Genomic DNA, 9,352 nt, shown 5'->3' with positions numbered 1-9,352 from the left:
ATGCCCGTCAAACGCAATGGCGTTGAAACAGCGATGGCGCGGGCGGTCATTCGGCATCAATCCTATAGCCCGAACCGCGCAGCGTTTCGATCAAGTCCACATCAAACGGTTTATCCACCTTGGCACGCAACCGGCTGACATGGGTTTCGACCACATTGGTCTGCGGGTCAAAGTGAATATCCCAAACCGCCTCTAATAACATGGTGCGGGTTTGCACGCGGCCCTTGCGGCGCAGCAGCACCTCCAGCAGCGCAAATTCGCGGGGCAGCAGGTCAATGGTTTGGCCTGCGCGAGTGACTTTGCGTGTCACCAGGTTCAATTCCAAATCGCGGGCGCGCAGCAGTGTTGGTTCCTCGGCCATTTGTGGGCGGCGGCCAATGGCGTTGATGCGGGCAGAAAGTTCACCAAAGGCGAAGGGTTTGATTAGATAGTCATCACCGCCGGCGTTCAGCCCCTCAATCCGGTCATCGATGCTGCCCATTGCGGTTAGAAACAAGACCGGCGTGCGGTTTTTGGCACCGCGCAGGGTTTTGACAAGGCTCACGCCATCCAGCCCCGGCATCATCCGGTCGACGACCAAAACATCATAGGCACCAATCATCGCCTGCACCAAACCATCGGCGCCATTGGCAAACAGATCGACCGAATGCCCCTCTTCGCGCAGGCCTTCGGCGATGTAGGGGCCGGTAGTTTTGTCATCTTCCAGCACGAGTATTTTCATCAACGCCTCTTTTCATATGGGTTCGGCGGCACAACCGCGCCGCCGCTTTGGGCCCCTTTGGGTTCTATAACATGGATCAGCCTTTGTTGCCGTCCTGATCACTATCGTTTTCGCCATCCTTTTCATCGGAGTTGCCGCCGTGGTGATCGTCACCCTCGGCCATTGCGGTAACTTGAACGGTGCCATCTGCCGCAACAATAGCCCGCGCCAAGGTGCCATCGGGCTTGGCTACGACCACCTCATACCCACCAGCGGTGGTTTTGTCGCCTTCCCAGCCGGCATCCATCGCCTTGCCACCCACAGCGGTTTCGGCCGCCGTGATTGCCTGTGTCAGGCTCTGGGATGAGGCCAGAAACTGCTGCATTTCAGCGGCATCATCGGCCTGAGAGCCCGCCTGTGCGGCCAAACCAAAACCAGAGGCAACGATAAGGGTGGTGCCAAGGATCGCTTGCTTCAAACGTGTCATGAGTATCTCCTGTAACCGAGGGCCGCGGGTTTGCCGCCCTTCGTCAACCAGAGTTAAGGGCCAGGTCACCGCTTTGCCTGTCAGGCAGGTTACAGATTTGCAATGTGCCAGCGCGGCCCATCTGCGCGGATTACAAATCTGTAACCTCTGCATCATGCGCCCCACATCTTGGCTCGCCATTCCGAAGCAAGACACAATGGAATGGACAGTAAAAAATGGCACAGACATCAGAGGCATCGCACGGTCTTAACTTCAATCGCGCGGCCAGTCGTTGCGCGCTTTCCTGGCTCGCCGGGGCATTTGCGGTGGCGATTGCTGTGTTTGCACTGTTTCCACAGTTGGACATTGCGACAAGCACGCTGTTTGGCGGCGCTAGTGGTTTCCCGCTGCGGCCAAGCCCACTGTGGGAAGACGTGCGCCAGTTTTTCATCATTGTCACGAACGGTTCGGCGGTGCTGCTTTTGGGGTATTGGCTGGTGCTGCGCTTGCGTAATCCACCCCAACACGGGCGCAGTGCGTTTTGCCAGATCGCCGGGTTTGGTGCGCTTGCCTATCTGATTGTTCCCGGCGTGTTGGTCAACGGGATGATCAAGCCGCTTTGGGCACGGGCGCGGCCTTATAACGTCGACATGTTCGGCGGGACGTTTGGTTTCACCTCACCGTTTGAGCTGGGTGGCCAATGCCATGGCTCTTGCAGCTTTGTGTCGGGTGAAACCAGTGCATTGTTTACCTGCGCCACCGTGGCCGCGCTGTTCTTTGCGCCAATGCTGGCCGCGAAATGGCGCATGCCTGCGCTTTGGGTGATCTGGGGGATGGCGGTGTTTGGGTCATTGCTGCGTATCGCGGTTGGCGCGCATTTTCTAAGCGACGTTGTGTTTTCGGCCATCCTGTCTTCGGCGATGGTTTTGGCCTTGGCGCTGCGTCTGTCTGTGGACCCTAAGGAGCGGAAAAACCAAGCAATGCCCGCCAAGATTACAGCTTTGTAACCCCCATGGCAGCGCACGGTTAGATCGTGTGCCTAAACCCGAACTATCGGCGGGAAAACCCGCAGCTCACCCCTCAAAACCGCCTTCTCCTCAAGGATCAAAACAATGCGAAACCTCCTTCTCAGCGTCGCCCTGATTGCTGCCCCTGTGGCCGTTTTTTCGGGTGCTTATATGGTCATGGCCCCCGCAAGTGCCGTTCAAGCCGCCACGCCCGCAGGCTCCAGCCTTGGCGATATGTCTGCCTTTGTGACAATCATCAATGACGTGGAAAGCATCAGCGCCAAAGGCGATTTTACCGCCGCCGAAAAACGTATCACCGATTTTGAAACCGCATGGGACAATGCTCAAGCAACCCTGCGCCCGATCAACAAGGCTTATTGGGGCAATATTGACGATGCTGCCGATGCTGCCCTGTCGGCGCTTCGGGCCAAAACGCCTGAGGCAGCGGCCGTAAACGGAACACTGGCCGATTTGCAAACGGCGTTGGCCGATCCCTCCTTGTCACCGACCAATGCGTCCAAAGGTGTGGCCAGCGTGGCAGGCATTGCCGTCACCGATGAAAACGGCCGCGCTTTGCCCTGTGAGGTGATGCTGAAAGACGTGGCGGCGGGGTTGGCTTCGGCGAAACTTGCGCCGGATGTTCTGGCCCAAGCCACGGATTTCCAGACCAAAGCGCTGGAGCGGTGCAATGCCGATGATGATACCCGCGCTGATGGGTTTTCCGCCCAAGCCCTTGCACTGCTTGCCAAATAATCGCGATTTGAAAGGATAAAACCATGAACCCCGCCAATTCCAACCTGCAACCCGGTGCATTTAACCGCGTCCCCGCTGTCACCGTTGATTTCTGGCTTATCAAGCTGATGGCTGTCACGATGGGCGAAACCGCCGCTGATTATCTTGCGGTAAACCTTGGCCTTGGGTTGACGACGACATCTATCATGATGGCTACCATTTTGATCATAGCGCTGGTGGCGCAATTTGCGCAAAAACGCTATGTGCCGTGGTCCTATTGGCTGGCCGTGGTGTTGATCAGCATCGTTGGCACGCTGGTCACCGATAACCTTGTCGATAACTTTGGCGTGTCACTGGTTACGACCACGGTGTTTTTCACCGGCGCTTTGGCCGCGACCTTTCTGGTTTGGTATGCCTCTGAACGCACGCTGTCGATCCACGCGATTTTCACCACCAAGCGTGAGGCGTTTTACTGGCTCGCCATTCTGTTCACCTTTGCGCTGGGAACAGCAGCAGGTGACCTCGTGGCCGAGCATTTCGCGCTGGGATACATGGCAACTGGCATTCTGTTTAGCATGATTATCGCGTCGATCACTGCGGGTTATTTCTTCCTAAAGCTTGATGGCGTCTGGGCGTTTTGGATCGCCTATATCTTTACCCGCCCACTTGGCGCGTCGTTCGGCGACCTGCTGTCGCAACCCGGTGAATACGGCGGGCTTGGCTTTGGCACCATTGTCACCAGCGCGATGTTCCTGTCGGCCATCGTCGCCATCGTGATCTATATGTCCGCGACCCGCGAAGGTCAGGAGATTGTTCCCAACGTCTGAACTAAACCAATTTAACGGGGGTGGGTTGTGGCTCACCCCCTTTGCTATTGAACGGGCTTTGCAAAAATATCGTATTCGGGTTTATAAATCGCACTGCGCATTCCGAACGCGCCCATGATGGAGTGAAACGGAAAGTCATGCGGCTTGGTTTCCTCCCGCAGAATGCTCTGGGCCGTCACCCCATGCGCCGCCTGAAAGCTGTCTGACATCCAGACCAGAAAGGGCACCAAACGTTGGGTTTGCGGGGCCACCGCATTGGGTGCGCCGTGCAGATAGAGGCCGTTTTCACCCAAAGATTGCCCGTGATCCGAGACATAGATCATCGCCACCCGCGCATTCGGCACCGCCTTTAGCGCCTCAATCAGCTTGGCATTCACATAATCGGTATAGCGAATGCTGTTGTCATAGGCGTTCACAAGGCTCTCGTGGCTGCAAGTTGCAACCTCGACCGTGTCGCACACCGGCTTGAATTCTTCAAACGCGGGCGGGTATTTGCGCCAATAAGAGGGGCCATGACTGCCCGCCTCATGCAGGGTCACAAATATGCGGTTGGCGGTGGATTTGGTCAGCTCATCCGTCAGCCCCCAAACCAAAGCCTCGTCATATTCGGGGGCAGGGCAATCGCTGCCCTTGCAGCCCGCAACGATATCGGCGGCGCGGGTGTATTCATCCACTTTGATCGGCGGTTCGCCAAAGTTATTGGTGCGGAAAATGGTCTGCACGCCGAAACGGGTCAGATAGCTGTTCAGCGGCTCAAACCCTGTGCGATCCGAGGCCGCGCTGCCCTCATGCGTCAAAATGCAAGCTACCGAGCCGATCGTATAGGTGGCGCAAGATTGCCCCGCCGGAAAGGCCACCAAGCCGGTGTTTTTGGTAAAAGGGTTGGTATCGCGGCCATAGCCGTAATAGGCGTAATCTTGGGCCCGCGATGCCTCGCCTATCACCAACACCACGATGTCTTTTTGCCCCGTTGGCACGGGGGCCAAAAAGGTCGCATCGGGCAGCAAGGTCTGGCTGCGCCCCGCCAGTGCCGCTTGGTTGAAATAGCGCGCCGTATTGGCGATATAAGACCACGGCAGCACGCGGCCCCCCAATCGGGGCGCGTGTTTGTCAAACCAAAGCCATGTGAACGCAGTGGCATAAGCCCAAGCGATAAGAGCAACCAAAACCAGGATGATGCTGCCCAGACGGATAAACCAACGCGGTTTGGTAATCTCCGCGCGGGCAATAAAAAGGCTGGGTAAAACCGCCAGCAGCAGGATTTGCAGCAGCAGTTTCGGGTGCCAGATTTGCAGCATCTCGCGCTGATCGGTGTTCAGGATATTGCCGATCATGGTGCGGTCAATCTCGGCGTTATAGGTCGTCATGAAATAGGCCGCACCGGCGTTGACGAACAGCAAAGCGATGCAAAATGCCTTCACCACCGGGGTTGGCACCGGATGCCGTTTCGACGTATTCATGCACTATCGTCCAGCCCGCGCGTTCGGCCACTTCTCGCAGCCGCAAAAGCTGGTTTTCGGGCGTCTGTTCGCCCGTCGATACGCGCGCATAGATCGCGGCCCGGCGCGCAGTCATTCGATTTCCCCTTCGCGCGGATCGCGGGCAAGGCGGGTGCCGTCTTCGGCATACCAAGCCGGGGTCGGATCGGAGCCGAAAGGATGGTCAATTGCCGGGCCATAGGACCGAGGCCCAAAGGTGCCCGGCACCAGCCAATGGCGTTCCACCGGCCCAACCTCGGGGACGAAATAAAACTGGCGCTGCCCCTCAACTATACCGGGAATAAACTGCTGCAAATTGCCTTCCATATTGCCGGATCGTCTCATTTCTTGCTCCATTTCTCGCTCAACCATAGGTAGAACATACCGCGAACACAGTGGCATCGTCTATCGGAAAGCACCCCCCTGCCGGTCGGTTCTGGGATTGCTGTCGGCACGGCGATAAATGGCCGCACTTGTGGGCTTTGCGGCGGCCAAATCGCGCTGCATCTCGGGGGTGGTTCGATAGCCATCCGAACGAAGGTTGACGACTCTTGGTGGACGATCCTGCCCTTCAACTTTATAAGGATCTGTGCGGAAAGGCTGACCTTGCCATCCCCGGTGTTCTCGTTCGACGACCCAAGCCCGTTTCAGTCGTCTTTGGCACGTTTCGGTAGTCCTGAGGGCTGCCGATGGAGATATATCGGCTCAACTACGCCAGAATAACACCAGATGCGACAGAGCGAGACTTTCTATACATGACTGATTTATCAACAAACAAAGACGCTTGCGGCACGCATCGCCTTAGCGTTGCGCTGATGATGGATTGGACCGATTGACTTGTAACACTATGAATTTATTGGTGTAAAATTGGTAGTCCTGTCAGGGTTTACCGTTGGACTGCTGAATTGGACGTCTCACACTGCCGTTACAGAAGATTTCTTTGCAAATTTGATCTGTGAATATGCGAAAGTTGGCTGAAACGGGCACGTTTTCCTGACCCTAAGAACCACTGCGTCGGTGGCCCCGTGCGGTGGAAAACTGCAACCTTCGGAGGTTGAAAAGTATTTCAACAGAACATGATCGTCGGACAGCTCACTTCTATGAAGAAATCATTTGCTCGCTTGGACATTCTGCCATGGTCTACCGCCTTCCAATTCAACGAGAAGATGATCGACAAAACGGCGAAGTTTTGGTGGAACGGGCGTCATTTGCTGCCAAAGGGCGACGATGGGCAGGCGGCGAGTTTCAATGTTGGGTAAAATGCGCTCCAACTTGCCTGCTGCAAGAGCGCTTGCGGCAAGAAAGCCGGGCAAGATCGCCAGCCCCAAGCCTTCAATTGCCATATCGCGCAATGCCTCGCCGTTGTTCAGCGTGATGCGACTGTGCAAGGCGGGAGCGACTTGGTCGGCAAGGTGCCAGAGTTGTGCATTCGACATATGGTGATATCCGATCACCTGATGCCCGGCCAGATCTGCCATAGTTTGCGGGCGGCCATGCTGGTCAAGCCATGCCGGGCTGGCGCAGGGGATCGCCTCGTCCTCGCAAAGCTTTCGCTGCGTCAAGGCGGTGTCGCGCAAATGGCCGATGCGGATTGCGATATCAAATCCGTCACGCAAAAGATCTCGGGCGCGGTCGTCGTAGTCGACACGCAGATCAAGGCTTGGGTGGCGGGCAGCAAATCGGGCGATTATCGGTGACAGGTGCATTGTGCCAAAACTCATCGGTGCCGTGATGGACAGCGATCCGCGCAGCGCGTCATCGCCCGCGCCGCCCCAAGCAGCGCTTTCAGCAGCGGCGGCAAGGTCTGCGAGGGCTGGGCGCATCCTGTCATCAAGCCGCAAGGCGCCCTCTGTTGGTGCAATCCGACCCGCGTTGCGGCGAAACAAGGCCACTCCGAGCGTCAATTCGAGATCTGATATCCGTTTGCTGATCACTGATTTTGATAGGTTGAGGCGTGCGGCTGCGGCCGTGATGGTGCCAAGTTCCATCACAGTAAGAAACGCTTCGATTTCATCCAAGGTATAGCGCATAAGACTATTCTATCAGCCGACCTGCCGTTCGCAATAACAGAACGCTGCATTCGGATTTCTAACGCTGGCTGAGATCACTTTAAACGCCAATATGGAATGTAACGAAAGGAGGCCATCATGGACCTGACTGGAATTCACCACTTGACGGCGATCACTGCAAATGCTGCAGAAAACAAGCGGTTTTATACAGATACGCTTGGTTTGCGGTTGGTCAAAAAGACCGTCAATCAAGACGATACCTCGGCGTATCATCTGTTTTATGCGGATGGTATGGCGACCCCCGGCACTGATCTGACCTTTTTCGATTGGCCGGTGGGGCGAGAACAGCGCGGAACCCATTCGATCAGCCGGACCGGCTTGTTGGTTCCCGAAAGCAGTCTGGATTTTTGGGCGACACGTCTTGCAGATGCGGGCCTTTCACGCGGCGATATCACAACATTGGATGGTCGCGCCGCGCTGGATTTTGAAGACCCGGAGGGGCAACGCTTTCGCCTGACTGCTGACGATACGGCCGAACTGCATGCATGGGCGCGCAGTCCGGTTCCTGAGGCGCACCAAATTCGCGGGCTTGGGCCGATCACCATTTCGGTGCCAAAGCTTGACCCGACCAAGCAGGTCTTGACCCGCGCTCTGAACATGCGCGAGGTGCGCGACTACGCCAGCCCAGATGGTCAAGGCCGGGTGCATGTGTTCGAGATGGGGGCAGGGGGGGCGGCGGCTGAACTGCATGTCGCCGTTCAACCGGGTCTGCCTGTGGCGCGGCAAGGTGCGGGTGCCGTGCATCACGTTGCGTTTCGCACACCGGATATGGCCGCAAGCCGGGATTGGTTGGCGCGCCTGAATGAGTTTCGTATCCCCAACTCTGGGGAAGTGGAGCGCTATTATTTCAGCAGCCTCTATTTCCGTGAGCCGGGGGGCAATTTGTTCGAGATCGCCACGGATGGTCCGGGATTTGCGGTTGATGAACCAATGGAAACCTTGGGCGAAAGCCTGTCGCTTCCGCCCTTCCTTGAAAGCCGTAGGGCGCAGATTGAGGCGGGGCTGAAACCGCTTGGCTAATACACTATGGAACATGCCGCCGGAATCTTGCCGGCGGCATGTTCATTTAGCACTTTGCGATGCAAACTCAGGCAACTGAGAAAGTTCAGGATCCGATCAGGATGACTTCAACTCTTCAGTTCAATTTTCGCCGCGCGAACGGAATGTGGGACATCGCACCGCACCGCCAATCGAACTGATCTTTGATCTGGCCGCGGTTCCGTCAATGCCCAAAGGCAAGTATTCAACCCGCGTCACGCATAGCTTTCAAGCCGACAGTCCACTTGTGCAATTCGTTCAGCAGCGCCCCCGCAGACTTGTCGATCAATTCGTTGGACTGGAAGACACCGCTATCGTCAATCTTGCTTGCCGCCATCGGGATCATCACGCCTTCCGCCATTGGCATCATCTTCAACGTCGTGACGAGAAGCTTGGCGGTTTGCACAGCGCGCAATCCACCCGAAACGCCGCCATAGCTGACAAATGCGCAAGGTTTATAGTTCCATTCGCGATAAACGAAATTCAGTGCATTCACCAAGGATGGTGGCGGGAAGTAATTATACTCTGGCGTTACAAAGACGAAGGCATCAGCCGCGTTCACGCTCTTGGCCCAGGCCTTGGTATGGTCATGTTTATAGTTTTGCTGCACGGGATGAACCGGCTCATCGTAAATTGGCAGGTTGAAGTCTGCGATATCGATAAGGTCGACATCGAATTTCTCAAGGCTTGTGGCGTAATCATTGAACCAGCGGGCAATGGTCGGCCCGATCCGCCCGGGGCGGGTGGAACAGATGATGACGTGAAGTTTGGGGGCCAACGCAATTCTCCTTGTTGATTTTGTTGAAAGTTCGGAACGCCTATCTGCTGGTATCAAGCCAAGGCCGGGTCAGGCGCAATGGTAAACTGTCGTGAGATTTGGGGGCATTTGCAAGGGGGGCAATACGGCGTATGCCCGCTACTTCGGCGCGACTAAGACAGGTTATTAGGCAATTTTGCCGACTTTCATCAAAGCAAACCGTTTCGGGAAATACCACTGCAAAACCTTGCGGAAACGGTCAGAACCATTGCGTGCCC

Annotated in this window: 11 protein-coding genes; 4 read left to right on the top strand and 7 right to left on the bottom strand. The window is 56.3% G+C overall.

Annotation, left to right across the window (positions count from 1 at the left end; translation table 11 throughout):
- Nucleotides 1–46: 46 nt before the first annotated feature.
- A complete protein-coding gene (locus tag L0H65_RS08645; protein ID WP_301458473.1) occupies nucleotides 47–721 on the bottom strand; it encodes a response regulator transcription factor in 675 nt (224 codons plus the stop codon).
- Between the two features lie 76 nt (nucleotides 722–797).
- A complete protein-coding gene (locus tag L0H65_RS08640; RefSeq protein WP_301458472.1) occupies nucleotides 798–1,187 on the bottom strand; it encodes a hypothetical protein in 390 nt (129 codons plus the stop codon).
- Nucleotides 1,188–1,402: 215 nt separating this feature from the next.
- Between L0H65_RS08640 and L0H65_RS08635 the strand changes: the two genes are divergently transcribed.
- The 3 genes from L0H65_RS08635 to L0H65_RS08625 all read left to right on the top strand — a co-directional run bounded on the left by L0H65_RS08635 (nucleotide 1,403) and on the right by L0H65_RS08625 (nucleotide 3,732).
- Nucleotides 1,403–2,173: a phosphatase PAP2 family protein gene (locus tag L0H65_RS08635; RefSeq protein ID WP_301458471.1), complete on the top strand. Its 771-nt coding sequence runs from the start codon at nucleotides 1,403–1,405 to the stop codon at nucleotides 2,171–2,173.
- Nucleotides 2,174–2,278: 105 nt separating this feature from the next.
- The gene (locus L0H65_RS08630) at nucleotides 2,279–2,926 is read left to right on the top strand and encodes a hypothetical protein (protein WP_301458470.1); all 648 of its coding nucleotides are present in this window, start codon (nucleotides 2,279–2,281) and stop codon (nucleotides 2,924–2,926) included.
- A gap of 23 nt (nucleotides 2,927–2,949) precedes the next feature.
- A complete protein-coding gene (locus tag L0H65_RS08625) occupies nucleotides 2,950–3,732 on the top strand; it encodes a hypothetical protein (RefSeq protein WP_301458469.1) in 783 nt (260 codons plus the stop codon).
- 44 nt (nucleotides 3,733–3,776) lie between these two features.
- On the opposite strand, the gene L0H65_RS08620 is transcribed toward L0H65_RS08625, so the two are convergent.
- From L0H65_RS08620 to L0H65_RS08605, 4 genes are all read right to left on the bottom strand, one after another.
- Nucleotides 3,777–5,192, bottom strand: a complete 1,416-nt coding sequence (locus L0H65_RS08620; protein WP_301458468.1) for a sulfatase-like hydrolase/transferase — start codon at nucleotides 5,190–5,192, stop codon at nucleotides 3,777–3,779.
- Entirely contained in the window at nucleotides 5,086–5,307 is a 222-nt protein-coding gene (locus L0H65_RS08615; protein ID WP_301458467.1) for a recombinase family protein, read from the bottom strand. The genes L0H65_RS08620 and L0H65_RS08615 overlap by 107 nt, the downstream gene beginning before the upstream one ends.
- The gene (locus tag L0H65_RS08610; RefSeq protein ID WP_301458466.1) at nucleotides 5,304–5,555 is read right to left on the bottom strand and encodes a hypothetical protein; all 252 of its coding nucleotides are present in this window, start codon (nucleotides 5,553–5,555) and stop codon (nucleotides 5,304–5,306) included. The genes L0H65_RS08615 and L0H65_RS08610 overlap by 4 nt, the downstream gene beginning before the upstream one ends.
- Nucleotides 5,556–6,319: 764 nt before the next feature.
- The gene (locus L0H65_RS08605; protein WP_301458465.1) at nucleotides 6,320–7,240 is read right to left on the bottom strand and encodes a LysR family transcriptional regulator; all 921 of its coding nucleotides are present in this window, start codon (nucleotides 7,238–7,240) and stop codon (nucleotides 6,320–6,322) included.
- Nucleotides 7,241–7,357: 117 nt separating this feature from the next.
- On the opposite strand from L0H65_RS08605, the gene L0H65_RS08600 reads away from it, so the two are divergent.
- Nucleotides 7,358–8,299, top strand: coding sequence for a ring-cleaving dioxygenase (locus tag L0H65_RS08600; RefSeq protein ID WP_301458464.1), 942 nt, complete (start codon nucleotides 7,358–7,360; stop codon nucleotides 8,297–8,299).
- 223 nt (nucleotides 8,300–8,522) lie between these two features.
- On the opposite strand, the gene L0H65_RS08595 is transcribed toward L0H65_RS08600, so the two are convergent.
- On the bottom strand, nucleotides 8,523–9,095 hold the full coding sequence (locus tag L0H65_RS08595) for an NADPH-dependent FMN reductase (protein ID WP_301458463.1): 573 nt from the start codon (nucleotides 9,093–9,095) through the stop codon (nucleotides 8,523–8,525).
- Between the last annotated feature and the right edge of the window lie 257 nt (nucleotides 9,096–9,352).

Origin of the sequence: Pseudorhodobacter sp. (assembly GCF_030452865.1) — a bacterium.
Classification (GTDB): domain Bacteria; phylum Pseudomonadota; class Alphaproteobacteria; order Rhodobacterales; family Rhodobacteraceae; genus Pseudorhodobacter.
This window is presented reverse-complemented; position numbering and strand designations above follow the sequence as displayed.

Excerpts from the sequence above, each read along its gene's own strand:
- L0H65_RS08625 (WP_301458469.1), top strand. The coding sequence starts at position 2,950 with ATGAACCCCGCCAATTCCAACCTGCAACCCGGTGCATTTAACCGCGTC.
- L0H65_RS08615 (WP_301458467.1), bottom strand. The coding sequence starts at position 5,307 with ATGACTGCGCGCCGGGCCGCGATCTATGCGCGCGTATCGACGGGCGAA.
- L0H65_RS08605 (WP_301458465.1), bottom strand. The coding sequence starts at position 7,240 with ATGCGCTATACCTTGGATGAAATCGAAGCGTTTCTTACTGTGATGGAA.
- L0H65_RS08645 (WP_301458473.1), bottom strand. The coding sequence starts at position 721 with ATGAAAATACTCGTGCTGGAAGATGACAAAACTACCGGCCCCTACATC.
- L0H65_RS08610 (WP_301458466.1), bottom strand. The coding sequence starts at position 5,555 with ATGAGACGATCCGGCAATATGGAAGGCAATTTGCAGCAGTTTATTCCC.
- L0H65_RS08640 (WP_301458472.1), bottom strand. The coding sequence starts at position 1,187 with ATGACACGTTTGAAGCAAGCGATCCTTGGCACCACCCTTATCGTTGCC.
- L0H65_RS08630 (WP_301458470.1), top strand. The coding sequence starts at position 2,279 with ATGCGAAACCTCCTTCTCAGCGTCGCCCTGATTGCTGCCCCTGTGGCC.
- L0H65_RS08635 (WP_301458471.1), top strand. The coding sequence starts at position 1,403 with ATGGCACAGACATCAGAGGCATCGCACGGTCTTAACTTCAATCGCGCG.
- L0H65_RS08620 (WP_301458468.1), bottom strand. The coding sequence starts at position 5,192 with ATGAATACGTCGAAACGGCATCCGGTGCCAACCCCGGTGGTGAAGGCA.
- L0H65_RS08600 (WP_301458464.1), top strand. The coding sequence starts at position 7,358 with ATGGACCTGACTGGAATTCACCACTTGACGGCGATCACTGCAAATGCT.